The sequence below is a fragment of the Mycoplasma sp. 246B genome (genome assembly GCF_054353935.1).
In genome coordinates this window covers 1-25,591 of the sequence record NZ_JBTHHM010000011.1, presented here as the reverse complement: position 1 = coordinate 25,591, position 25,591 = coordinate 1, and the positions used below count along the sequence as shown (strand labels likewise).

26 protein-coding genes are annotated in these 25,591 nt (G+C 26.7%); 13 read left to right on the top strand and 13 right to left on the bottom strand.

Annotation, left to right across the window (positions count from 1 at the left end):
• The first annotated feature begins 40 nt into the window (after nucleotides 1-40).
• A complete protein-coding gene (locus ACXYRR_RS03800) occupies nucleotides 41-373 on the top strand; it encodes a hypothetical protein (RefSeq protein ID WP_458598073.1) in 333 nt (110 codons plus the stop codon).
• 63 nt (nucleotides 374-436) lie between these two features.
• Here ACXYRR_RS03800 and ACXYRR_RS03795 read toward each other — a convergent pair whose 3' ends face one another.
• Nucleotides 437-4,312, bottom strand: a complete 3,876-nt coding sequence (locus ACXYRR_RS03795) for a hypothetical protein (protein ID WP_458598071.1) — start codon at nucleotides 4,310-4,312, stop codon at nucleotides 437-439.
• Nucleotides 4,313-4,986: 674 nt separating this feature from the next.
• Between ACXYRR_RS03795 and ACXYRR_RS03790 the strand changes: the two genes are divergently transcribed.
• The 4 genes from ACXYRR_RS03790 (at nucleotide 4,987) to rpmA (ending at nucleotide 7,280) form a co-directional block, all read left to right on the top strand.
• Entirely contained in the window at nucleotides 4,987-6,294 is a 1,308-nt protein-coding gene (locus ACXYRR_RS03790; RefSeq protein ID WP_458598069.1) for a YitT family protein, read from the top strand.
• Nucleotides 6,295-6,352: 58 nt separating this feature from the next.
• Nucleotides 6,353-6,598 carry a hypothetical protein gene (locus ACXYRR_RS03785; protein ID WP_435129919.1) on the top strand — a complete coding sequence of 82 codons (246 nt, stop codon included), beginning with the start codon at nucleotides 6,353-6,355 and terminating at the stop codon, nucleotides 6,596-6,598.
• Between the two features lie 112 nt (nucleotides 6,599-6,710).
• Complete coding sequence (gene rplU, locus ACXYRR_RS03780; protein ID WP_435129922.1) at nucleotides 6,711-7,010, top strand: 50S ribosomal protein L21; 300 nt, start codon at nucleotides 6,711-6,713, stop codon at nucleotides 7,008-7,010.
• A 6-nt stretch (nucleotides 7,011-7,016) separates the two neighbouring features.
• Nucleotides 7,017-7,280 carry a 50S ribosomal protein L27 gene (gene rpmA, locus ACXYRR_RS03775; protein ID WP_435129925.1) on the top strand — a complete coding sequence of 88 codons (264 nt, stop codon included), beginning with the start codon at nucleotides 7,017-7,019 and terminating at the stop codon, nucleotides 7,278-7,280.
• Between the two features lie 25 nt (nucleotides 7,281-7,305).
• Here the strand turns inward: rpmA and ACXYRR_RS03770 are convergent, their stop codons facing one another.
• On the bottom strand, nucleotides 7,306-8,043 hold the full coding sequence (locus ACXYRR_RS03770; RefSeq protein WP_458598066.1) for a DNA-processing protein DprA: 738 nt from the start codon (nucleotides 8,041-8,043) through the stop codon (nucleotides 7,306-7,308).
• A 242-nt stretch (nucleotides 8,044-8,285) separates the two neighbouring features.
• Between ACXYRR_RS03770 and ACXYRR_RS03765 the strand changes: the two genes are divergently transcribed.
• The 5 genes from ACXYRR_RS03765 to ACXYRR_RS03745 are packed head-to-tail and all read left to right on the top strand — an operon-like array spanning nucleotide 8,286 to nucleotide 14,314.
• Entirely contained in the window at nucleotides 8,286-9,362 is a 1,077-nt protein-coding gene (locus ACXYRR_RS03765; protein WP_458598064.1) for an aquaporin, read from the top strand.
• A gap of 23 nt (nucleotides 9,363-9,385) precedes the next feature.
• Nucleotides 9,386-10,084: an NERD domain-containing protein gene (locus tag ACXYRR_RS03760; protein WP_458598062.1), complete on the top strand. Its 699-nt coding sequence runs from the start codon at nucleotides 9,386-9,388 to the stop codon at nucleotides 10,082-10,084.
• A complete protein-coding gene (locus ACXYRR_RS03755) occupies nucleotides 10,065-12,212 on the top strand; it encodes a helix-hairpin-helix domain-containing protein (RefSeq protein ID WP_458598060.1) in 2,148 nt (715 codons plus the stop codon). The genes ACXYRR_RS03760 and ACXYRR_RS03755 overlap by 20 nt, the downstream gene beginning before the upstream one ends.
• A 16-nt stretch (nucleotides 12,213-12,228) precedes the next feature.
• Entirely contained in the window at nucleotides 12,229-13,317 is a 1,089-nt protein-coding gene (dcm, locus tag ACXYRR_RS03750) for a DNA (cytosine-5-)-methyltransferase (RefSeq protein WP_458598058.1), read from the top strand.
• Nucleotides 13,318-13,321: 4 nt separating this feature from the next.
• Nucleotides 13,322-14,314 (top strand): DNA cytosine methyltransferase, encoded by a 993-nt coding sequence (locus tag ACXYRR_RS03745; protein ID WP_458598056.1) that lies wholly within the window; start codon nucleotides 13,322-13,324, stop codon nucleotides 14,312-14,314.
• 1 nt (nucleotide 14,315) lies between these two features.
• Here ACXYRR_RS03745 and ACXYRR_RS03740 read toward each other — a convergent pair whose 3' ends face one another.
• Genes ACXYRR_RS03740 through ACXYRR_RS03690 form a run of 11 tightly spaced genes read right to left on the bottom strand, consistent with a single transcriptional unit; the run spans nucleotide 14,316 to nucleotide 23,453 of the window.
• Nucleotides 14,316-15,617: a hypothetical protein gene (locus ACXYRR_RS03740; RefSeq protein WP_458598054.1), complete on the bottom strand. Its 1,302-nt coding sequence runs from the start codon at nucleotides 15,615-15,617 to the stop codon at nucleotides 14,316-14,318.
• The gene (locus tag ACXYRR_RS03735) at nucleotides 15,590-15,925 is read right to left on the bottom strand and encodes a hypothetical protein (RefSeq protein WP_458598052.1); all 336 of its coding nucleotides are present in this window, start codon (nucleotides 15,923-15,925) and stop codon (nucleotides 15,590-15,592) included. Before ACXYRR_RS03735 ends, ACXYRR_RS03740 begins: the two co-directional genes overlap by 28 nt.
• A gap of 6 nt (nucleotides 15,926-15,931) precedes the next feature.
• Nucleotides 15,932-17,296 carry a M17 family metallopeptidase gene (locus ACXYRR_RS03730; protein ID WP_458598050.1) on the bottom strand — a complete coding sequence of 455 codons (1,365 nt, stop codon included), beginning with the start codon at nucleotides 17,294-17,296 and terminating at the stop codon, nucleotides 15,932-15,934.
• Nucleotides 17,289-17,669, bottom strand: a complete 381-nt coding sequence (locus tag ACXYRR_RS03725) for a YigZ family protein (RefSeq protein ID WP_458598048.1) — start codon at nucleotides 17,667-17,669, stop codon at nucleotides 17,289-17,291. Before ACXYRR_RS03725 ends, ACXYRR_RS03730 begins: the two co-directional genes overlap by 8 nt.
• Nucleotides 17,662-18,513 (bottom strand): ribosome biogenesis GTPase YlqF, encoded by an 852-nt coding sequence (gene ylqF / locus ACXYRR_RS03720; RefSeq protein WP_458598046.1) that lies wholly within the window; start codon nucleotides 18,511-18,513, stop codon nucleotides 17,662-17,664. Before ylqF ends, ACXYRR_RS03725 begins: the two co-directional genes overlap by 8 nt.
• On the bottom strand, nucleotides 18,500-18,787 hold the full coding sequence (locus tag ACXYRR_RS03715) for a hypothetical protein (RefSeq protein ID WP_435128783.1): 288 nt from the start codon (nucleotides 18,785-18,787) through the stop codon (nucleotides 18,500-18,502). The genes ylqF and ACXYRR_RS03715 overlap by 14 nt, the downstream gene beginning before the upstream one ends.
• On the bottom strand, nucleotides 18,787-19,503 hold the full coding sequence (locus ACXYRR_RS03710; protein WP_458598043.1) for a TrmH family RNA methyltransferase: 717 nt from the start codon (nucleotides 19,501-19,503) through the stop codon (nucleotides 18,787-18,789). Before ACXYRR_RS03710 ends, ACXYRR_RS03715 begins: the two co-directional genes overlap by 1 nt.
• Nucleotides 19,490-20,029 carry a tRNA (cytidine(34)-2'-O)-methyltransferase gene (locus ACXYRR_RS03705; RefSeq protein WP_435128789.1) on the bottom strand — a complete coding sequence of 180 codons (540 nt, stop codon included), beginning with the start codon at nucleotides 20,027-20,029 and terminating at the stop codon, nucleotides 19,490-19,492. Before ACXYRR_RS03705 ends, ACXYRR_RS03710 begins: the two co-directional genes overlap by 14 nt.
• An 8-nt stretch (nucleotides 20,030-20,037) precedes the next feature.
• Complete coding sequence (locus ACXYRR_RS03700; RefSeq protein WP_458598041.1) at nucleotides 20,038-21,894, bottom strand: hypothetical protein; 1,857 nt, start codon at nucleotides 21,892-21,894, stop codon at nucleotides 20,038-20,040.
• Nucleotides 21,884-22,759 (bottom strand): DNA adenine methylase, encoded by an 876-nt coding sequence (locus tag ACXYRR_RS03695; protein ID WP_458598039.1) that lies wholly within the window; start codon nucleotides 22,757-22,759, stop codon nucleotides 21,884-21,886. The genes ACXYRR_RS03700 and ACXYRR_RS03695 overlap by 11 nt, the downstream gene beginning before the upstream one ends.
• Complete coding sequence (locus ACXYRR_RS03690) at nucleotides 22,749-23,453, bottom strand: DNA-methyltransferase (protein ID WP_458598037.1); 705 nt, start codon at nucleotides 23,451-23,453, stop codon at nucleotides 22,749-22,751. Before ACXYRR_RS03690 ends, ACXYRR_RS03695 begins: the two co-directional genes overlap by 11 nt.
• 172 nt (nucleotides 23,454-23,625) lie before the next feature.
• On the opposite strand from ACXYRR_RS03690, the gene ACXYRR_RS03685 reads away from it, so the two are divergent.
• From ACXYRR_RS03685 to ACXYRR_RS03675, 3 genes are all read left to right on the top strand, one after another.
• Entirely contained in the window at nucleotides 23,626-23,778 is a 153-nt protein-coding gene (locus ACXYRR_RS03685) for a hypothetical protein (RefSeq protein ID WP_435128801.1), read from the top strand.
• Nucleotides 23,779-23,959: 181 nt separating this feature from the next.
• Entirely contained in the window at nucleotides 23,960-24,310 is a 351-nt protein-coding gene (locus ACXYRR_RS03680; protein ID WP_458598035.1) for a hypothetical protein, read from the top strand.
• 1 nt (nucleotide 24,311) lies between these two features.
• Complete coding sequence (locus ACXYRR_RS03675) at nucleotides 24,312-25,559, top strand: Eco57I restriction-modification methylase domain-containing protein (protein ID WP_458598033.1); 1,248 nt, start codon at nucleotides 24,312-24,314, stop codon at nucleotides 25,557-25,559.
• Nucleotides 25,560-25,591 lie beyond the last annotated feature (32 nt).

Sequence of the window (25,591 nt, the reverse complement as noted above, 5' to 3'; positions counted from 1 at the left end):
AATAAAACAAAAAGATTAACAGAATTAATTGTTAATCTTTTTGTCCTACTTTATTAAACATAAAAATAATAAAAATAAAAAATCATCAAAAGTTGCTTTAAAAGGTGATATTGTCTTTTCAAGCCTACCGAATGCTAAAAAAATAGCTATCGCAGATGATAATTATTTTGTGTCCGCTGCTATATATGTAATAAGAATTACAGATAAGAAAATCAGAGATAATTTTTATAACTATATTTATAATAATACTAACAATATTATCTATGATATGAATGTTTTATTAGATGGTTTCAAAATTACATATGCAAAAATCAGTGAGTATAATTTCAAAAATAATGTATTTATGCAAAAGGATTTGATTTTTAAAAAGTAGGATCGGTTTGTCAACACTATAATTAGTATATAGAATAAAATATAGCACCATTGGTGCTATATTTTATGCTTTATTATTTTTCTTTTTCTTTAAATATCAACCAAATGAAAGTAGAGTTATAAGTGCGATTACAGAAGAAACTACTGCTGCTATTATTGCGGCTGTTGTTTTTGATTTGCTATTCCTAGAATTTGTAGGTGTTTTAGTTTCTGTATTAGTTGTTGTGCTTTCATTTGTTTTTGGTTTATCTTGTTTTGATTGATCGTTTGCTTTTGTTTGAGGGTTTTGCTCTGTGTTTGCTTGTTGGTTATTTGGATTTTTTGTTTCTTCTTGTGGTTGTGGAGTTTGTTTTTGCTCAGAAGTTATTTGTGAATCTGTTGGTTTTGATTGAGTCGGTTTATTTTTTTGATCAAGTTTTACTTCTACTTCGTTTTTTAAAGCAGTAAGTGCTTTGGTATTATTATTTTCTGGTTTATCTAATTTTGCTTGATATGTTGGTTTGTCTGCTTCTGAAAGCTTATTAATTAATGTTTGAACTTCTGCTTTTAAATCAGCTAAATCTTTCGCTGTCTTTTCAGAAGCAAGTTGATCATTAACTGCTTTTTCCGCGATATTCAACTCTTGCAGATTAGTAGAATCATTAACTTGTTTGGTTAGCTTAGTTTTTGCATCAGTATTTGTTATTGTTGCTGCTAATGAAGCAATTTTAGGTTTTTTAGCATCAAAATCTCTTTTATCAGTTTCAGCATCTTGTTTATTTTGTTCATCTAATGCTTTTTGAACCTTAACTTTTACTTCGTTTACTTTTGAAGCATCTGTTGCAACACGTAATTCTTCTTGCAATTGAGATTTATTATTTTGGTCTTTAATTTGATCTATTAATTTCTGTGTATCTACAATTGCATTAATAAATATTGATAGTGCTTTATAAGTTCTTACAGAATCTGGCACATGATCTGAATCTTTTCCTTGAAGAAATTCAATTAAATGAACTTTTCTTTGATCTACATCAGAAAGTTTTCTTAAATCCATTACAACTGCAAATCTAAATTTTTCTAGCAATTGATTACCGATACCAATTGCTTTTTTAAGTTTTTCCTCTGAACCCTCAGCATCGCGAATAATTTGTCTAAATTTAGTAGTTCCAATTCCATTAACCCCATCTTCTTGACTAATAAACAATGTTTTTGTTCATAAATCATATGCATCAGCTATTAATTTACCAACAAAAGTTTTTGCTGCTTTAACAGTATCTACTGCCCTTGATAAATCAATAACATTATTTGTTAATGCCTTAGAAAATTCGGTTGAAACTGTATCAAATGATTCTTTTTTCTGTGGATTTGAATCAACTAACATTTTATCTAAATCAGATTTATTTTTATACTGAATAACTAATTCGGAATTTAACTCTGAATTTAATTGTGTTAATATACCTTGTTTAGTATTATCAGATTCGTTAGTTGGATTACCATATAGAAAATCATTAACCAATTGAGCACTAGTCATTGTTGCTTTATTTTTTTGATAATATTCTTTAAATGTGTCCCTGGTTTTTTGAACGGTTAATTTTTCAATTAAATCTGGAATCAGACTTTGATCTGCATCCACTGCTTTATTTTTCGCTTCAAATAATTTTGTTTTCAACTCTTGTAATTTTTTAAGTTTATCTGTATTTGATGTGGCTTTTTTGGCTTCTTCAAGTTCTTTATCAAAATTAGTTGATTGATCACTTGTTAAAGCTCCATCGGTTGCTTTTAAGGTAGCGATATCTGCTGCATTAGCATCTTCTAAAACTTTAATTATTTTTTCAGTTGTGGTATCTTCAACAATGCTTGATTCAACTGTTTTAAGGTTTGCATAGATAGTATTAATATCAGCTATTTCTTTATCACCATCTTTGGTTACATTATTGAAATTAGTTTGTTTTTGCTTTTGTGCTTCATTGATTATATCTTGAATGCTCTTTACATAACCTAATTCAACCTCGTTAATTGCTTTTCTTTTTGCAACAGCATTATTTGCAGTTTGTGTCTTAGTTAATAATTGTAAAAATTTAGCACGATTATCGATTTGGTCAAATTTAAAATTCTTGAGTTCATCTTCATTTTTGTCTTTTTGTACTTTTTCTATTGTTTCACTATATTCTTTTGCTTTTGTCGCAATTTTCTCAAGTATATCAGTAACAGACTTACTAATATCTGCAGAAGTTGCATCGATTTTATCTAAAATAGGTGAAATTATTTCATTAAATGATTTTAAAAGTTCTTGCTTTTTAGCATCATCAGCGATTTTATTTATTTCATCTAATGCGGCCTTTTTAATATTTAAAGTAGATATATATAACTCAGAAAGTCATTTAATTTGATCTAATTTTAATAATGAATCATTTACAGAAGCATTCAATAAATCAATGAATGCACTTTTAACATTTGATGGAACTTCTGTATTTTTATTTAATAAATCAACTTCTTGCTTAACAAAGTCTTGTTTTTTTAGTGTTGCATTAACTTGTTCTTCAAGCAAATTAATATCATAAAGTGTTTTACTTTCATCGCTTATTATTTGACTTAAATTATCAGAATATGTTTTTTGCACTGCATTGCTTGAATCTATTTTCGCAATCAACGCTTTTAATTCAGCAACTTTATTACGGAACATTTTAACAGATTTGATAAATGATTCTTTTTGAAGTTCTGGATTTTCATTCATTATTGAATCATATTGAATCTGAGTAACCCCTTGATCTAAATAGTTTCCGTTAAATAAACGTTTATTTTCTATAGTAATGATTTTTTCACCTGCTTGGTCAAATTTAACTTTAAAATTATCTAATCTTTGTGAAATAGCAAGTGTATGTGTATTAACTCACAATAAATCAAGTGCTTTATCAAGATCATTTTTTACTTTATCTAACTCTGCTTGTGTTTTTGCATTTTTAATTTGATTATCAAACTTATCTAAATCTTCTGACTGTTTAGTTAATTGAATTAATGAATCCTTTTGAGCATCTAAAAGTAACTGACCTCTTTGATTTTCATCTGTATTCTCAGTTTTTAATTTAGCTAATACTTTTGTTTTTAGACTTTCAAGTTTATCATTTACATTTGCATCAGGGTTATCTGATAGTGCAGTGTCTAATGAGATTTTAATAGCATTTAACTCTTTTTGTAATTGTGGCTGAGAATCTGCATTTGCTTCTTTTTTATCTTTTACAAGTGATATTAATCTTTGTAAATAATCTATAGTTTCAAAATTCTTTTGATAATCTGATCTAACCTTTAATAATTGAAGTTGCTTAACTAAACTATTCGGTTTATCTGAATCATCAATAGATGCAGCATATGCTTCATTTTGTTTAAAGCGATCATCATTTTTTTTCGCTTCATCTGTTTGTTGTTTTTGAACTTTTCATAATAAATTTTGATATTCATCTAAATAAAAAGTTTTTTTAATTTCATCAATGAAGTTAGATTTTGCAACCTTGTTAAATAACGATTCAATCGCATCAGAAACTTTGATTAATGATCATGCTTTTTCAAAAAGAATTGACATCTTGTTAGCATCCATTTCGCTTGGGTTTGCTTTCTTATTAACCGTATTTAAACTACGTAAGTCGTCTAACAATTCATTGCTTTTATAGTCAAAATAAGATGTTTTTGAAAATCTCTTGGTATTTACAGTATTTTTAATAGCATTGATATCTTTTAAATATTGTTCTTTTCTTTCTACCGGCGCAACAGGAACAACATCAATTGGTTTTTCTTGTTTAGGTGGTTTGGGATTTATTTCAGTTTCCTTTGCTTTCTCTTCTGAAGTTAATTCAGATGATCTAGGTGCATACACAGCAGCAATAACTGCAGCAGTAACTGCAGATGCAAAAACTGCTGAAGAAACTAAAAACATTGCTAATTTATTTTTCTTTTTCTTATCTTTCATAAGGCCCTCCATATATATATATATATATGATTGTATTAATATTAATTTTTTTAATGTAGAATAATTGTATCAAATTTTGAGAATTTCCTGTGTTATTTTTTTAAATAAAAATGAAATTATTTTCTTACTTCTCGTACACAAAGTGATAAAATATTAAAAAAGGTGGCAGAGTGAATCTTGCTTGGATTTAATGCACACCTACTTACGGTTGGAACACCGTCTGAGTTATCGTATTAACAAAAGTAGGTGGTTGAAACTGTTTTTAATTACTTTAACGGATAACACAAGTTTGCCTGTGTGTTTGTTGACAACTGTGGTGGTTGCAATCAAACGTTACCAAACATAGGTTTTCGGTTGATCGCTATGTGAATAGCAGTATAAAAACTCCGTGTGTTAGTAGCACCCAGAATCCGAAAAGAGTATATTGACCAAAGTCAAGGTGCTTGGTGAAAACCCAGTATTTAAAATGAACCTTAGCTAAGTTCATGCTGTGCCAGAATAAAAGTGATTATCTGCAGCTCGGGAGTGTCGGACAACACTCTCCCTTTTTTTATATTTTGATTCATAAATGATAAAGTTTTTGTGGAAATATAACTTTATTTTCCCGTTACATTGTTATTTTTGAAAATACAATAAATTTCTTTTTTATTAAAAAAGAATAAAATTATATCAATATGACTTCATTAGATAATACTAATTCAAATGATAATAATTGCTGTGAGTTTCACATAAATAAAGCATTAGATGAGCATAAAGTTGCTAATATAGTAGACAAAAAATTAAACAATAATATCAATTTAGAAAACATCGAAAATAACACACATCATCTTAAATACAAGATGGGTGTATATCTTTTAAATTCTAAAGATCATGGATTAAATTTTAAAAGATTGTTCAAAAGATACTGAAATAAGGTAATCTTTATATTTATTGCTTCTTTATTGTTTAATGCAGGAATTCAAATCTTCTTAAAACGTGCAGAAACTATCCCATCTGGTGTTACTGGAATACCTACATTAATTCAATATGCAGTACCTGCTGTAGAACCTTATTTTGCTTTGTTATATTTAGCATTCAATATCCCGTTATTTATAATTTTTGGATGACGGATTAAAAAAAGCTTTATCTTTTTAACCCTAACGTTTATGTTATTTCAGATATTAACTAACCTTTTCTTTACTACCCCTGTAATATCTGTCGGCTTACAGGAATTCATTACATTTACCGAAAGAAATGAACCTACAAGCAACTGAAGTAATATCGTTTATTCTTTTATTGGTGCATTATTTATTGCTTTAGGTATCTCGATTTCTTGAAGATCGGGTGGATCGACCGGTGGAACTGATATTATTGCTTATTATTTTTCGGTTAAATCAAAGAAAAATGTAGGCCATGTGTTATCAATTATCGGAGTTGCTACTGCTATTACATTTTTAATCATCTTTGCTTTTTTAAAACCTAACTATTTATATCCCAATCCATTAGATAACGAAGGGAGGGTTATTACAAATATTGCAAATATGCCTGTATACAAGGATAATGCATTTATAAATGGTAGTTGAGATATAAATAAACTGAAAGAAATTTTTAACAATAAAAATAGTGTTAATGGGAGTGGTCCACATCGAATTTATTTTGGTATCCGTGAATTAACAACATTTTTATATATTTTAATTGTTAATGTTTTTATTGATTTTCTTTATCCAAAATATAAAAAAGTTGATGTCACTATTATCAGTTGTAATCCTGAAAAAGTATTAGCTTACTTTCGTCTAATAAACTACTGACATTCATATCGAATAGAATCTTATAAATCAGGATATACAGGTAAACAAGCAACAAAAATTTCAACAGTTATGCTTATTTTAGAAACACCTAACATAATTTCTGATTTAAAATTAATTGATCCAAACATTTGAATATCAATTTCAAGGGTAAAACAAGTTGTCGGAAACTTTAATACCGAATTTGTCGAACATTAAAATTAGTGCTATTTTAGTGCTAATTTTATTTTTATTAATAATAAAAGTGGAGGTATAAATGAGACTTAATCAACTACAAGAAATTAAAGGAAGACAACTTAACAAGATTAAACCAGGTTTTGCTTTTTTAAGTTTACTCACTGGTATTCCTTTGTTAGCTTCATCACTTGCTTCAATAGTAGGTTTATTTAGAACAGCATTTTCTGCAAATGGTGAAATAAAAGATAAAACAACAACTTACAAATGAAGTCATAACGAGAAAAGTTCAACAACAAATTCTAAAACAAACTATATTATCTTTTAATTTGGATATAAACTCTTTTTGGTATAATTAGTCAGTTACCATGAGTAACCGTTCTGAAAAGGTTTAAGTAGCATCGCTCACCTTAAAGACGAGCCACTTTTTGGAGGATTGCATGTTAGCAATTATTGAAACAGGTGGAAAACAAATTTTAGTTAAAGAAGGACAAACCATTTTTATCGAAAAAATCGATGGAGAAGAAGGTAGTGAAGTAAAATTTGATAAGGTTTTACTTGTAGATACCAAGATTGGTACTCCTTATTTAAAAGATGCTTTTGTAACCGGAACAATTGAAAAACAAGGTAAAGCAAAGAAAATTATAGTATATCGTCACAATGCAAAATCAACACACAAAAGAAAGCTTGGACACCGTCAACCATATACACGTGTTAAGATAGTGTCTATTCAAGGATAATAAGAAATGGCAAAGACAAAAGCAGGTGGATCTACTCGTAATGGTCGTGATTCACATTCAAAACGTTTAGGTGCTAAATTAGGTGACGGACAATTCGCTACTGCTGGATCTATTATTTATAGACAACGTGGAACCAAAATCCATGCAGGTAATAATGTAGGTCGTGGTGGTGATGATACTTTATTTACTTTAATTGATGGTTATATAAAATACGAAAGCAGAAAAAACAGAAAATTTGTTTCAGCATACCCTGAAAGAAAATCAAATTAACAAAAGAAGAGCATTTGCTCTTCTTTTAAATATTCAAAACTTTTGATATTGATCAAATCAGATTAGCTCCCGATGCAATAAGTTGGTTATTACCATCATCAATATCCGAGCCTGGAAAGCAAAATATTTCTTTGCCTAAGTTTAAAAATGCTGATATTAAATTATTTGACTTAGATTCTTTTTTAAGTGACAAGGATAACAAACATTTTGCTAGTGTTGCTGCAATAAAATTACTTTGTTTAAAGTATTTAATCTGTGGATGTGTATCAGGTGGATATTGACTTATAACAAGTTCATTATCTAAATTCATTCCACGATAATCATAACTATCAAGACCTTCCTTGGCTAAATGTATGATTTTACCTCCTTTAGATCGAAATAAATTTACAAATTCACTTTCGGTCTTTTTGTAATCATTGGTTATCAATACAACTTCTTTTACTAGTACATCAAGGTTTTTGTTTATTATGCTCCAATTATAAGTGTCTCAAAGTTCATTAATAATATAAAATTTTTCTTTTGCAGCAACTAAATCATAATTACCACGATAATAAATAGCAAAAACACATTCATTTATTTCATATAACTCCTTAGGATAGTTGTTTTCGATAATTGTTTTATATTCGATACCTAAATTTCTTAGGTTGTTTTTAATATTTTCTATTTCTTTATTAGGAATCTGACTACCATTTTGAATGTGTTTATAAATTTGATATTGGTCGCCTTTAAATTTTGTACTAAAATATAAAATTACATCTTTCATCATTTCTCCGTTTTTATTATTTATTTTTTTACAAAATAAACTGTAAATGAACCAAAAAAGGAAATGAATTCATATGACTACACATTATTTTATATTATTTTTGTATAAAAAGGTATATAATAATCATTAAATAAATAACATTATTATTTATGTTTAATCACCATTTATATTATTTATATAATTAATAGAAATAAAATAATGTTTGAAATAAAAACTAAATCAAAATTAAGAACGGAAACATAATGGATAAAACTTGTAATTCACCCAAACCAAGTGTTTTTAGTTTTTTTAAACTAAGAAGTAAAAACAGAACATCTGCAGAGCGTCCCAAAGATATAAAATCTTGAATTATTCATGGTTTTTCAGAGTTTTTTGGAACATTATTATTAACATTACTGCTTGCGGGTTTATCTACTAATATAACTGTTGTAAAAGGACAAGGTTCTCCTTTAACAATAGAAAACTTTTTATTACATCCAATTGTAGTCGGTTTTTATGTGGGGTTTATAGCCGTTGGTTTAGTTTTATTTATTTTCAACAGATGAAGTAGTGACCTAAATCCTGCTGTGTCAATGTATCGATATCTGTGTGGTAGTCAAACAGGTTGATATGTATCATATAAAATATTTATGCAAATGCTTGCAGCAATAGTTGCTGGTGCTATTATTTTTGCTGTTGGTAAAGCAACCGCAGCACATCATATTGGTTATTTATCTAATCAACCTTGAAATACAATAACTGCTACCAAAAAAGCATATTACTTTTTCCGTGGAGACTGAACACCTAATTATGCAATGCTAAGTGGTTCGATATGAATATTTTTTATTGAACTAATTATGACTGCAATCTTGCTTTTTCCTATTTTTTCGCCTAATATAAATGATAAATACCGTGATATCTTAATAATGTTTATTTTTTCTCTTACTGTATGAATGGGACTTTTAGCTGGTTCGGTAGCCATTAATCCATTTCGTGGTTTAGCACAACAATTACCTGTTCTTGCTTTTGAAAACAACATCGCTTCAGATGGATACTTACAAATTAAAAACACCTTGCAAGGCTATGATGTTATCAAAGATGCAACAAATTCTGTTTCTGCTGCAGTAGTATCTGTTTATCGAAATTCAGTAATTTCTGCAACAATTTCAATGATGTTAGGTGGTTTATTTGCTCCTGCATTCTATATGTTTATGCAAGGATTGACTGCTCGATGATTTAATCCTTGTGTGCTAAAAATTATTGGTTTTAAAAATAAAAAAGCAGAATGTATGGAAAAATGTGAAGAATCAAACCAAAATGGTAAAATTGAACATAAATAGTTCAATTTTTTAATCGGAGTAATATGGATTGAAAAACACACTTAATTTTAACCATCTTTTTTATTAGTTTTTTTACTTTACTTTTTATAACCCTTGTGATTTGATATTTGATATGAAAATACAAATACGATTACAAAAGCAATAAAAAAGGACATATATATGAACAAAAAATTTCGCAAGCAATCAAAAAAGCATTAGTTAAAAAGAGTTTTGAATATGTAAATGGTGGAATTTTTTATTATCAACAAAAAGCATTCGAAACAGATGGATATTTAATTTCTGATTCTTTTTTAGTCATATGCGAAATTAAGTTATATCAAGGAGAAATAGTAGGTTCATGAACTGATGATAAACTTAAAATATATAACAAAAATCACAAAAAACCAAATTTTGTAAATAACCCTATCTTACAAGCACAAAGAAATCTTAATCATACCTTCAAGATTATTGGTAAAAATGTTCCATATGCATATTTAATTATTGTTCCGTATATTTCGGATATACAGATAAATGATTTAGAATCTCATATTATATTTATAACGGATGATAAAATTAATGAAACAATTTCAATGCTTGATGATTTTGCTAAAAAACAAATACCAATTATAAATAAAGATGATGTTAAAACACAATTAAATGCGATGAAAGCAAAAACAAATAAAGAAAAAAAGGACTTTAAGAAACTTATTCAAAAGGAAGCATATGAATCAAAAAGTAATTAATTTATTATCAGAAAAACTAAGAATCACAACATTTCAAGTAAACAAAGTTTTATCGATGCTGCAAGAAGGAAATACAATCCCTTTTATTTCTAGATACCGTCAAGATGAAACAAAGGGTTTAAATGAAGAACAAATTTTTGAAATAGAAAAAGAATATAAGTATAATGTTGAACTTGAAATACGCAAAGAAAGTATCATTGAAATACTTAAAGAAAAAGATTTGCTAACAAATGAAATCAAAAATGCGATTTTTAAAGCACAAACAAAAAGCGAGTTAGAAGCAATCTATGAACCCTTTAAAGTTGGTAAAATTACAAAAGCCAGTCAAGCTATTTCATTGGGTTTAAAACCACTTGCAGATAGTATTTTAAATAATAAAAATCCTAAATTTAACATCCGCAATGAGGCCTCAAAATATTTAAATGATAAGATTACATCAATAGATTTTGCTATTGAACAGGCTAATTTCATTATTGCTCAAAATATATCTCAAGATGTTAAAGTTAGAGATTTTGTTAAAAAATATATCATTAAGAATGCTCATTTAAAAACTAAACGAAACAAAAGTGTAGAAGACCCTGAAAATAAGTTTTTAAGTTATTATAAATTTGATCGACACATTAGAGATGTTAAAAACTATAACATACTTGCAATTAATCGAGCAAGCAAGCTAAAAATCATAACTAAAAACTTTGAATATAAAAAAGAACCTATTATAAATGGTATTTTAAGGATAGTTGATAAACATAAAATTAACGAAAAAAAACTACTTTTACCATTACAGGATGCTTTAAAACGACTTATTTTAACTTCGATTGAAACAGAAATATTTAATGAACTTTTTGAAATAGCACAACATAAAGCAATTCAGATTTTTGCTAACTCAGTTGAAAAACTTCTAACTGCTCCTGCAACATACGGACATACAGTTTTATCAATCGATCCTGGTTATAAAAATGGTTGCAAAATTGCTGTTTTAAATCCAAACGGAGATGTTTTAAAAGTAGATAAAATTTTTCCTTCTTTTACAAGGTTTTATAGTAAAGAAAACAATAATCAACCGAGTGCTACTGGTAAATTAAAAGAATTATTTGCTCAGTTTCCACAAATAGATATAGTCGTTATAGGAAACGGAACAGCTTCACAAGAAACAGAGAGATTTATCGCTGAATTTATCAAAAAAAGAAAAATTAAAGTTAAATGAACTGTGGTTTCAGAGGTTGGAGCTAGTGTTTATTCTGCATCAAAAGTAGCCCAAGAAGAATTTCCTAACTTATCCGTTGAAGAGCGTAGTGCGATCAATATCGGACGTAAATTCTTAGACCCACTAAATGAACTAGTAAAAATCGATCCTAAATCAATTGGTGTGGGGCAATATCAACATGATGTAAACCAAAAAGAACTCGAAGAATCACTAAATCACAAGGTAAATAAGGTAGTAAATGAAACTGGAGTGGACTTAAACTCAGCAACAAAATCAATTTTGTCTTATGTTTCAGGCTTAAACAAAGCAAATGTTGAAAAAATACTTGAACATCGTAGAAATAATGGTGTATTTACAAATCGCAAGCAACTGCTATCTATCAAAGGATTGGGTGAAAAAACTTATCAACAGTGTATAGGTTTTTTGAGAATCTTTAATTCAGATAACTTTTTAGACAAAACCTTCATCCACCCTGAATCATATGATTTAGCAAATAAAATTATTAACAAATACAATCTAATACCAAACGAAAAAGGAATAGATGTTTCACATTTAAATATTGAACAACTTATTGATGAATTTAATTCAAACGAATATGATATTAAACTGATTCTGGATGCTTTATCTAATCCGATAAAGAATTTTGATAAAGATAAAACTGGTTTTTTGGTAAAAGATTTTTATCTAGATGAATGAGAATTGAACCCAGGTAATAAATTAAAAGGTACAGTTGAAAATGTAACTGATTTTGGTTTATTTATTTATATTGGACTTAAAAAACATCTTTTTGTTCCAAAAAAAGATGCTAATTTACTAGGTAGCTCAATCTATGAGCAATTTTATGTAGGAATGATAGTAGACACAGAAATAGTCGAAATAGATGAAAAAAGACATCGTATTAGTGGAAAGATTATAGATAAATAACTATATCAAGGATAATATGAAGCATAAAGATAAGACTTATAAAATTGCTAGTTTGTTCTCTGGCATAGGTGGTTTTGAAGTTGGTATTTTGAACTCTGAAATAAATGCAGAGTTTGTTTTTGCTTCAGAAATAGATAAATTTGCAACAAAGTCTTACCTATCAAATTTTATAGATGCTAATATTGTAGGAGATATTACAAAAATAAATGAAGAAGATGTCCCTAATCACGATATTTTAATTGCTGGTTTTCCTTGTCAATCTTTTAGTATTGCTGGAAAAAGACAAGGATTTAATACTAAAAGGGGAACTCTATTTTTTGAAGTAGTAAGAATAATCAAGAAAAAACTACCTAAAGTTATTTTGTTAGAAAATGTCGAGAATATAGTTTCGCACAATCACGGACAAACTATATTATCAATTCTAAAAATTCTTAACGAAATTGGATATACGATTGATTTTAGCATTTTAAATTCAGCAAATTTTCAAGTCCCACAGAATCGCAATAGAACTTACATTATTGGAATATTAGATTATAAAAGCCAAAAATATATAAATGATAAAAATAAAAAAGTTGATTTTATCAAGCAAGAACTAAACAAGAATAATAAGTTTAGAAGTTTTAATTTCTTTAAAAATATCAAGACATCTGATAAGTTTATAGTTTTATCAGATGTTCTAGAGAAAGATGTAGATGAAAAATATTTTATTAAATCAGAAAAATTAGATAAATTTTTAAATAGCCTAAGAATCGATTATTGTGATGTTTCCAAAGAACAAAAAATCATAAGACTTTTTCAACTGCCAAAGGATATTTATAATGATCATGAAAGACAAAGAAGAATACATCATCCAAATGGTATTTCACCTACATTATTAGCAAGATCAGATACAACAAAAATATTAATAAAGAAAAAAAATAAATATTATATTAGAAAACTTACACCTTCTGAAAACTTCTATGTACAAGGATTTAACAAACCTTTTGTTGATAACATAAAATCTATTAACATTAGTGATACACAACTTTATAAACAATCTGGAAATGCAGTTTCCCCACCTGTTATAACATCAATATTTAACCTTATAAAAGATATGATAAAATAATTTTATGGAGTTTAAATTTATTGATTTATTTGCTGGTATAGGTGGTTTTCGAATAGCACTAGAAAATGTAGGTGCAAAATGTGTGTTTTCATCAGAAATTGATAAATATGCTTCTGATACTTATCAAAATAATTTTGGCGAATTTCCTGCTGGTGATATATTTAAAATAAATTCTAATGATATACCGGAACACCAAATATTATGTGCCGGTTTTCCTTGTCAACCTTTTTCTACAGCAGGTAAGAGATTGGGCTTTGATGATGACAGAGGTATACTGTTTTTTCAAATTGCAAGGATTTTAAGGGATAAACAACCCATTTCTTTTATATTAGAAAATGTTCCTGGTTTAGTAAATCATGACAACGGTAATACACTAAAAGTAATACTAGAAACTCTTAATGAATTGGGGTATAATGTAAGTTGAAAGTTATTGAATGCAAAAGATTATAATATTCCGCAAAACCGAAACAGATGATATTGTGTCGGAATTCATAAAAGTATAAATATAGACACATTTGATTCTATATTTCCGAATAAACAGAAATTAAAAAATACACTCAAAGATATAATTGAAACTAAAAATACAAAAAAAAACATAAGTAAAATTGCAATAAACAACATAAATAAACATATAGAAGAATTTAAATTTAAAAACTCCACATTGAATGATGAACCAATAATAGCAAATAACATTCGTCCATCAAAAGTTTCTTTAAGTAGAAATGGTATCTCTCCTTGTTTAACTGCAAAAATGGGGACGGGGGGTAATAATGTTCCTGTTATATATAAATATATGAGAAAATTTTCTATTAGAGAGTGTTTAAAATTAATGGGTTTTCCTGATGGTTATATAATACGAGAAAACTATAATAGAAGTTATATGCAAATTGGGAATTCTATTGTAATTCCTGTAGTTGAATTAATAGCTAGAAATTTAATCTTAACTTTGCAAAGAAATATTCAAAAAAACTTATTTATAGATAAGACAAATAAATAAGTTAATGGGGTTTAAATATTATTGTGTAAATCCCTCTACTTCTTCCTGAACCATTATCTATTCTGTATGGATAAATATCTATAGGTAGCAACTTACTATCTATAAATGTGAAACTACTACAAAAAGGTTCCTCGAATCATCCCTTACCATAAAAAATTCCATCATATATTTTTTTATTATTCAAGATAATGTTATTAATTTCTTTCTTTGCTTCATTTTTTAACTTAACTAACTGATTCACATCGTTTATACTTTTAATATTATATCTTTTCAATATAAACAAATCAAATTCTGTTCTATCAACTATTAGATCGTTTAAAATTTTACTGTTTCTTTGTTTTTCTTTTTCGGTTGTGTAAAGCAGAAGTATAGTTGCATAAAAAGTAACATTTTCAATATAATCGGAAAATGTTTTTATAAAAGTCTTGATACTTAATTTTGAATATGTAAAATTTTTAGATGTTTTCATCTTAATTGATATACCAGAATTTTGGACTATTTTATAATCACTTACATATTTGAGATTCTTTTCGGTCAAGATATATTGATTTAATAACAAAAAGTCTCTATCTAATGTTTTTTGGGTTTCTATAATATAGCAATCACTCTTACATTTTACTTTTTTGTTGGCTAAATTTGAGTACTTATTCTCTACGATATTAATAATATAATATTCCTTATCATCACGAAGATTCAGATGAAATCTAAGAATTTTTCAATAGGAATTTTCTTTGTGATGATTCATATATTTTACAAAATTAAATTCTTCTATATCACCACCAAGTTTTCCAATACTGTTTTTTCGCTGCAACATTATATCCTGTATATCAGAAAGCATCGTTGAATACTTAAACTGTATTTGCCCTCTCTTTTTTGACCCAGCTATTGTTCCTTTCTTATATGCATTATAGGTTTGAAAAGACAAACGACCTATATTAAATGTACTAGTATATAAGGGATTATTAAGATTGTATTTTAAAATATCATCTCTACTCGCTCAATAACCTGACATAAAATTACCATGATACACATAATCTACCTGTGTGCTTGTTTTTCCTGTAAATAATGCTCTATTTATGAGCATTGATTTATTATTATCAAAAAACTTACATATAAGCAGATGTTTCTCAGGGAATAATTTCTTAAATTCCTTTGTTGTGAATCTTCCCTTAACATTTCCGTGTGAATCATATTCAATCTTTGATGAACCATCCAATGTTCCATCACCTCATATTAACAATTTAATGTCATTAACAGAAAAACCTGGAATAATTTTTAAAGAAGATGTTTGGATTCATTTCACAAAACTACCAACTGATTCTTGATGTATACTATTGCTGAACCTATTTTTGTGCTTATAGAAAATTTTCTGCTATCAATATATATAAATATATCAATTTTTGTATTTACTTTTTTACCAGATTGATTATCTTTTTCTTTTTCAGCGAGCCTAGCAAAAACTTTTGTATTTGAATCGCATTTTAAATTGTTATCCAGACAAATATCCTCTATAAAATGTTTAAATACAATACTAAGATCTTTTATTCTCTTACCATTTATTAATTCAACAATTAACGATTCATTTTTATACCCATGTGAATTATCAACCAAAATTCCCTACTTCTGCAACCTTAATATAGCTTCAACCAATGTTGCTACCAATTCTCCTTGTGGTATACCATTTTTATCTGCTGTTCCAGCAACATCACAATGAATAAAATCCACTCCTTTTGTAAACTCTTTTAGAAATAATGCAGCTTGATTTGAATCAGAACGAACCTTGCTTGATCAATTTGCTAGATCAGCAACTTTTGAACCTTTATTTCCTGTATCAAAGTCTTTGTGAAACGGCATTCTTCATACTTTTTCTTGTGCTTTTTTGGCTGATTCACTAAATACATCTCATTTTTTATCACATGTAGATCATATCCCGGTATAAACATTTGATAATGCTGTCAAAATTGTTCCAGTTAATGTTGCTACATCGATAATCGTAGTAGAATTTAATTTTTCAGCTGCATAAAAAATCCCATCAGCAAGCACTAAACGACCCTCTGCATCAGTATCAACAACTTCAACTCATTTACCAGCCATCGATTGATAAACATTTTCTGGTAGTGATGCATCGCCATCAAGTCTGTTGTCTGTAATACACATAACAGCATATGCATTAACCTTAGCTTTCAATTGAGCAAGTGCTTTCACAGCATATGCAACTATAACTGAACCTGACATATCATATTTCATTCCGTTCATATGATATCCTTTTGTATTAACTCCACCTGTATCAAATGTGATTCCTTTACCTACAACAGATGTGATTTCCCGGCTTTCTGGATTTGCTAAATATTTAACAATAACAACTCTTGGTTCGTGGGTGCTTCCTTGATTTACGGATAAAATAAGTCCCATATTTAGTTCTTGTATTTCTTTTTTAGTTAAAATTTTAACTTCTAAATTTTCTATTCCGCTAAAGTCACTTGCAATATGTGCGGCTAATTGCTCAGAATTTAGGAAGTTTTCTGGTGTAATTTGTAGATTTCGGACATCTGAAACTGCTTTAGCAACTATTTTGAAGTTATTAAATATTTCAAATGTTTTCTCATCTAAATCTACATCTAAAATCCCGATGTTTTTTTCAACTTTTTCTTCTTGCTCATAGTGTTTTTGGAATAATTTTGCTTTTGCAAAATATATCCCAAAAACAAATAAACGAAGTAACTGTTCTTTGTTAAAAAGTGATGCAAATGCCTCTAAATCAATTTGATAATCAAAATTTAAATTGCTTGCAAAGTTTTTAATTCACTCTTTTAAAGAAAAAATATTTTGATCTTCTTTCTTAATATATACATATGCTTCTTTTGTAGCATGATTGTTAGTTACACAAAACTCTTTCCCACCTACATAATCAGGAAAATCCGTTCCTTCGAATGCTGGTTTTAACAATAAAGAATCATCTCTTTGTTTGGTTAATTTAATCATTTTTCTCCTTAAATTTATCTATTGCTAATAAGCTTGCTTGTCTATATGCTCTAATTAAACCACCCGCACCTAATTTTATACCACCAAAATATCTTACAACAACAACTAAAATATTTTCAAGCTTCATAAGCTGTAACAGTTGATAAATAGGTTTTCCAGCAGTATTTTTTGGTTCTCCATCATCGTTATAACCTGCTGATTGAACACCGTTTTGCGAAGTTATATAAGCATATACTGTATGACGAGCTTTTTTGTGTTGGTTTTTAACAAAATCTAAATATTCTGGTATTTGTCTTTTAGATTTTATCGAAAATACATATCCTATAAATTCAGATTTTTTTATAAAATATGATACTTTGACAAAATTAATCAAATGTAACACCTTTTAATTTTTTTACCCATTGTACAAAATGATTTTGTGCTTTTGGTAAATCAATTTTACCTTTTTCTTTATAGATATTAAATTTTTGAGCATAATCATAAAACAGATTATAAATTTTGCTAACATCTTCTTGTGGTTGCATACCTATTTCGATTAATTTTTGTGGATAATATTTAGATAATAGTGCTCATATTTTGTTAGCAACGCTCGCTATGGGGAAATTTTCTAATTTTATTGAACCTATAGTGAGTAATTTAACAGCTGTTTCTTGATCATTAAACCTTGGTAATAATATCCCTGGTGTATCTAAAAACAAAAATTCATTATTTACTACTCATTTTTGTTCTCTGGTAACTCCAGGGAAATTAGCAACTTTTAATGTCGCTTTTGATGAAACTAAATTAATCAATGTACTCTTTCCACAATTAGGTATTCCTACAACAAAAGACTTAATTTTTGTTTGAATAATTCCTTTGGTTTTATCTTTTGCCATCCGTTCCTTGTTCATCTGTTTTAGTTTATTTAAAATTATATTTTTTGATCTCTTATTCCTCAAATTAAGTCATAAAAGTTGTTCATTGGCAAATCTTTTTTGTATTTGTTGTTTTTTGCTTACATCCATTAAGTCGCTTTTTGTGATAATAAAAAGTCTTGGTTTTTGTGGTGAAATTTGATCAAAATCTTCATTATATGAACTTATTGGACATCTTGCATCTAAAACCACAATAAATATATCTGCCAATTTTGAATTTTCTTTTATTTGTCTAAAACCCTTTGCCATATGTCCAGGATATCATTGGATTAGTTGTTCAAATTCATTTTTATTTTCGATCATTTTCGTCCTTTTTATATAAACTCAGCTTATTTGTTAGTCTGTTCTTTTCATAATCACTTTCGCTTAATTGCTTTTGTAGTTTTTTTATTTCATCATTTAATGTATTTATTTCTTGATCTTTTTGCTCTATTTTACTGCTTGCAATTAATAGTTCGTCAATAATTTCTGAAAAAATTTTATTTACTTGTTCAGGACTATATCCTTCTAAGGTGATATTCACGGTTGAACCATCAATTTTTTCATAAATTTTTTTTAATATATCATTTATTTTCATTATCCGTTCCTTACTTTATTCATTATTATTGCTGCTGCAGTTGCAACATTTAAACTTTCAAAAGAAATCGGTATATAAATATTGTGATTTGATAATTTCAGAATTTCATTTGAAATACCTTGCCCTTCGTTACCAAAAACTATTATGATGTTTTTCTCTCTAAAATTAACATTATTTAGTGACACTGCTTTGTTATTTAATGCTGTAGTATAGATAAAAAAGTTATTTTTTATGCTTATTAAATATTGATACAAATTATTTGTAGTGATAACATTAACATCAAATATTGCACCCTGACTTGAACGAATTACTTTATCCGAATATACATCTAGATTTTCAACAATAACTGTATCAAAATCAAATGACTTAGCGAGTCTTATTATTGTTCCTACATTTCCAGGGTCTTGTAAGTTATTTAATGCCACTATTTTATTTGATCTTTGATTTTTAAGTTTACTTTTATCACATAATGCAAGGCATTTTGATGGGGATTTTGTTTCTGATAAATATTCTATTAAGGATTCGGATATTAATGTAGATTTGGGATAAAGTTGTTGTGATGGTGTTTCAAATATTTCAATTACTATATCTTTTTTTAATGCTTCCTCTATTAAATGTTGTCCATATATAAGAAATTTCTGTTCTTTCTCACGATACTTTTTTAACTGTAATTTCTTTAAGAACTTGATTTTCTCGTTTGCCCTACTTGTTAACATCTTGAAATTGTAATAAAAAATCCTTTCCCTTTTCTACTTCGTATCTTGATAAATTTTGAAAATTAAGTTGTCGCATTACTTCAAAACCTAAAATACAAACACTATTTGCTAAATTTATCGAACGCATTGCTGAAACCATCGGAATACGTATGCAGTCATCTAAATGGGATGCTAAAATATGTTTATCAATGCCTGTCGATTCTCTTCCAAACATTAATCAAACTTCATTTTCTTCATCATAAACTCTTTTATAATCAATGTCTGTATAACTTTTTAAACCATATCTAGTTACATAAAAAATTTTTTTATCTGTGTATTTTTTAGCAAAATCTTTATAGCTAAAATGAACTTCATGAGGTATATCAGAAAGCATTCTACCAGCACCATAACGTCTGAGTCATTTTGGGTGCAAATCAAAGGATATCGGCTTAATAATATGCAATTTAGCCCCGATAGCATAACAAGTTCTGATAATATTTCCTGTATTAGGACATATTTCCGGTTGGTATAAAACAATATTTAACATTTTTCTCCTTATTTTGTAATTGCTTCTATAAACATTAATTCTGTTACATTATCATCATTAAAATTATCATTATTAACAATTTGTTCTTTAATAAGATTATTAGTTTTTTCTATATTTTCTAAAAGTTCTATTATATGGTCAGTGAAATTATTAACGTTTTGAAAATATTCTTGAATTAATATTGGTTTTATAGTAATCATTTTGGATGTATTTACCCATAAATTTGTATTATTTTCTTTTATTAAATCTTTACTTTCATCGAAAGCAAAATATAAATATTGCAAAAAACTCTTGAAAATTGTTTCGCTAAATAATAATACTATTGTTTTAACTTTATTATTTTTCCATATTTCAAATGCATGTCGTTTATTAGGTTCAATTTCATTTTTTATTAATTGACTTTTGTTATTTAAAATTGTAGTTTCTACAATAATATTTAGTTCTTTTGAAACAAAAGATGCATCTGGTTGTCCACCAGGTGCTGTCATTTTAGGATATAGATTATAATCTAGTAATGTGTTAGCAAAGTCTTGAAATTCTGGAAAATTAACATATCAATATTTTTCTTTTGTTATATATCAAACATATAAATTAATAAAATATTCAGTTAAAATTGCTCGAGAAATACCATTTAAATGTTCTCATTTTTCTTTAGATTGGTCTAATTTTATCTTATGTAGATAAGTATTTATATTTATACCATTTTTAATAAAGCTAACTACTTCTTCTAAATCAAAAGGTGGTATAAGTGCTTTTTGATATTTTTGAATATTTGTTTGATTAATATAGTTTTTAAATATTTTTAAAATTTGTTCAACAAAGTTTTCTAGCGATGTTGTAGTCAAATTATTTAAAAGTATTTGTTTATCTTCAAGAATAAGAAATTTAAAAAAATTTCTTGTCTCATCATTTCTAAAAGTTAAATATTTTTCGTTATCATTATAATCTATTGTAAAAATTTCAAGGTTTTCTAATCAATATAAAGTTAGGTTTAAATATTCCTCCTTTGCTGTTAATATATCAGAATAATAACTAACTTGTTCATTAAATTCATTAAAAGGTATATTCTTAAAAAAATCAATAATTTGTTTTTGATTTTGAACTTTTCATTCAAGATGCAATCTTTTTTTTACTATTAAAGTTAAAATTTTTATAATTTTTTCTGAGTTTTTTAATGAAAAAATTCTCTCAAAATTAATTTCTCATTCTTTATCATAATTTTTATCTTTAATTTTTTCACTTAAAATATTATAAAATTTTCAATTTTTTATCTTCTTTCTAAAATTAAATTCCTTTCATTTTTCACTTTGATGTTCTTCAATAGCAAAATGTAAATTTATTAAGTCATATTTAGACATAAATTTTTCTTTGCATAATGAAGTAAAGAGTTCTTGAAATGGGTATTTACTTTGAAATTTATCATTTATATCCTTTGTATTAAATTTTAAAAATAAGCAGATTCAAATAAAGGTGTCTGATGAAATACCAAAATATTGTCCAAATAAATCTAATAATCTAAAAATTTCGCTATCTTCATTAGCTCCCCTAAGAATATTGTAAAAAAAACTACCATCCCGATTTTTCAAAAGTGTTATATTTTTTTCTTTTTTTTCATTCTTTTTTATTAAGCTAAAGTTTCTTAAAGTCTTAAACAGTAAATTTATATCTTTTTCTAAATAACTTGTATTTTTTTGTTTAAATCCTTCTTTTACACAAACATTTCAAAAGTTTTGATATTCGCCTAATAAATCAGAAATTATATTTTGTTTATATATATAATCTATGACAAAATTATACAAAGCAATTTGATTATTTTTTCTCCAGGATGTATCACCTATCTTTCATAATTTGACATTATGCTTCATAATTTTTTACTAATATCTCCGTTGTATTTTTTGAGGTTCTTTGATAATTGCTACTTTTATAATTTGTGGGAACTTCTTTTATAACAAAATTTTTATTTTTTTCTAAAAATTCTTTTAATATATTATTTTCAACATCTCCATTTTTTATAAAGTTAGATAAAATAAATTTATATTTTTTATCATTTAATTTTTGCAAGATTTTTATCAACCTTTTTTCATCATCAATGCTTCAATTATTATTATATGTAGCATTTGAAATAAGGTATGGGGGATCAAAATAAAATATAATTTGATCTGTTTTATACTTTGAAATTAAATCAAGCACTAAATCTTCAAAATCTAAATTATATGTTTGAATTAATTTAGTTTTGGATAATTCTATAAATTTTATTAAATTACTTCTTCTATATTTGGTATAACCACTTTTTCCTATTGGAACATTAAAAAAACCTTTTTTATTGAAGCGCAATTCTGAATTAAAACTAAAAAATACTAATATTATTAATAATATTATATCCTTAGTTTCATTATAGTCATTTCTTATAACTAAATACTTCTCTTTATTTTCTTTATAATTTTTTTTATAACTTAGTTGATATTCTTCTAGTTTTTCGTTGATTTTTTTGTCTATTATGTCAAATTCTGTATATAAAAAAGATGTTAATATTTCAAAAAGTGCTTTATCATATTCATTATAAATAACATTTTTAAATGGGCTATTTATACCAACATTAAAACTACCACCAAAAACATCAATAAATTTCGTACTTGCCTGCATACTAGGTAAATTAGTAAAAATAATGTCTAAAATACGATATTTATTACCTAAATGATTAAGCGGAGAACGTATATGTTTATTTTGCATTTTTTAATATTCTTTTCTGTGATTTTTTAAAATAGTCATCGCTTATTTCACTACCAATAAAATTTCTTCCTAATTTTATTGCTGCTATTGCTGTGCTTCCACTACCCATAAAAGGATCAAGAATCAAATCACCTTTATTCGTATGTGTTTTAATTAATTCCATAATTAGTTTTTCTGGTTTTTGAGTCGGATGAATCCTTACGGTTTTAGAATTTTCAACTGCAAAATTATATTCAGGTTTTTTATATGGATAATCTTTGTTATTATCAAAATTAAAAATTCATTTTTTTCCAGGTTTAACGGCTCAAATAATAAATTCAAAGTCTGTTATATACCTTCTATTAATATTTCGGGGCATCGGATTAGGTTTAATTCAACGAATTAAATCCTTAACAATTAAACCGCTTTGATTTAGTGCTTCAGCAATTGCTCCAAGGTTTTTTCAATCATTAAATATCAAAATACTACCACCAGGTTTTAAAAGCACTTTAACTTCTTTAATTCAGGTAGTTTGATCAAAATCTTTATCTCAATTACCAAAGTCAATTCCTTGTCGATTAATAGTATGAAAATTATTTTTACGACTTATATTATAAGGTGGATCTGCAATAATGCAGTCAACACTAATATGATTTTGTTTCATTTGCTTGAACAAATTGATACAGTCTAGGTGGTAAATTTTATTAATTTGCATTTTATTTCCTTTTATTAAAATTTTATCATATTGGATGTAAAACTTCCTGAATTCTTTATGTTTGTCTCGTTTAATATTGTAATTTATTTTTAGTCACAAGGTAATTCACAACCAAAATTTTTATCAGTTATTTTAAAAATTTATAATAGAATATTATATATAAGGATAATGAATGAGAGATATTGAGCAACTAAAACAACTTTGTAATAAAATAGATGAATCAACATATGAATCAAAAATTGGTGTTGATTATATAAATGCATTGAAAAATTTGTTTTCTTTGAAAAACAAAAATGACTCCCCCTTTTATATCAAGATGTCATAACTCAACCTAAATTGTCAGATTTCAAGTTTGAAGGAATTAAAGATTTTCAATTTATTTGTAAATTAAAAGCAAAACCGTTAATAATTAAGGATGACAAACGATATAATGAAAAAATAGTAGCTTTTGATTTTCATAATGAAAAAGCAAAGAAATTTTCGAAAACGAAGTGGGTGTTGTTTATATGATAACAGCATATATAGATAATAATGAATATATTATTAAGTTTGGTCAAACTAGAACACCATTTATATATAGATTGCAATCTTATAATTGTGGTACTGTTGTTAACTGAAGAACTGCATCTACAACTAATATAAAGATTTTACAATCCTTTGTAAGCACAAGGTTAGAATTCAAATTATATCTATATCAACCTCAAAAACCACTGCAAGTAGAATATTATGGTGAATTCGCTTTTGTTGCTTCTCCTGCAAGCATTTTCGTAGAAGATAGGTTATTAAACATATATTTAAATCAATTTCATCAAAAACCAATAGCAAATATTCAATCCAAAATGACTAGAAAGAAATAGTATGAAAAAAAATAATATTAATAATACAGAGGTAAACAATCAATTTGAATACCAGAAAATAAAAGAGTTCTTAAATAAACTAAATGAAGATCAAAATCATATGAAATCTCGGGATGATATATGTACTCCAATGGAATGTGTTGAAAAAATGATAAATTATATCCCAAATGAGTTATGAAGCAGGAAAGACTTAAAAATTCTTGATCCGTGCTCTGGAAATGGTAATTTTGGTGCATATTGTGCTACAAAAACACAACTTAATAATATTTATTTTAATGAAATAAGCGAGTTAAGAGTTGATAATTGCAAGGAATTATTGAATCCACCACATCTAAGATGTGGTGATGCTTTTGATTTAAATGATGAATTTAATATAAAATATGATTTAATATTAGCAAATCCACCATATTCAGGTGGTGGAAACAAAAATAGAAGTTTATCAAATAAATTTATTGAATATTCTATTGATTTATTAAAGGATAATGGATATTTATGTTTTATAACTCCGAACAATTGAATGTCTTTCAACAACCATAATACTACATTGAAAAAACTTCTTAAAAATGGGAGTTTTATTGTGATTGACAATGATGTAAAAAGATATTTTAATAAAGTCGGTTCTTCTTTTTGTGTTTTTGTATGACAAAAAGGTATTTTTGATCATAAAACCACCATATATAATAGTTTTCTTAAAAAAGACATTCAAGAAAATGTAGTAATTTATCCAAGTTTACCATTTATACCTTTATACATATCACAAGAAACATTAGATTTAGTTCAATTATTAATCAATAATGACCCTACAGGATTTAAATATCGCTGTGATTTACACAACTTTACTAAAAGTATATTGCTTAGTGATAACCAAGATCAAGAATTTAAATATCCGACAATTCATACTATTAAACAAATAAGATATGCAAAAATTAAACAAGATATCTTTGATAAATATCTTATTATAGTTCCGCTTTCTACTTATTTCCTTCCTTTTATAACTACAAATTTTAATGTTACACAATCTGTGGGTTTTTATCAATTTGATGATAAAAAAGAAGCAGAATATTTTTTAAAAATTCTAAAGCAAGATATATATAAAGTTTTGGTACATATTAGCAGATTTGGTAATTTCAATAATATAAAAGTTCTTAAACATCTCAAATATAATATTAATACTTTTGATCATAAAATAACTTCTAAAGTTGCTCAATTAGTCAAATTAATAAAATATAAAGTAGGACAAAAAGATTAACAATTAATTCTGTTAATCTTTTTGTTTTATTA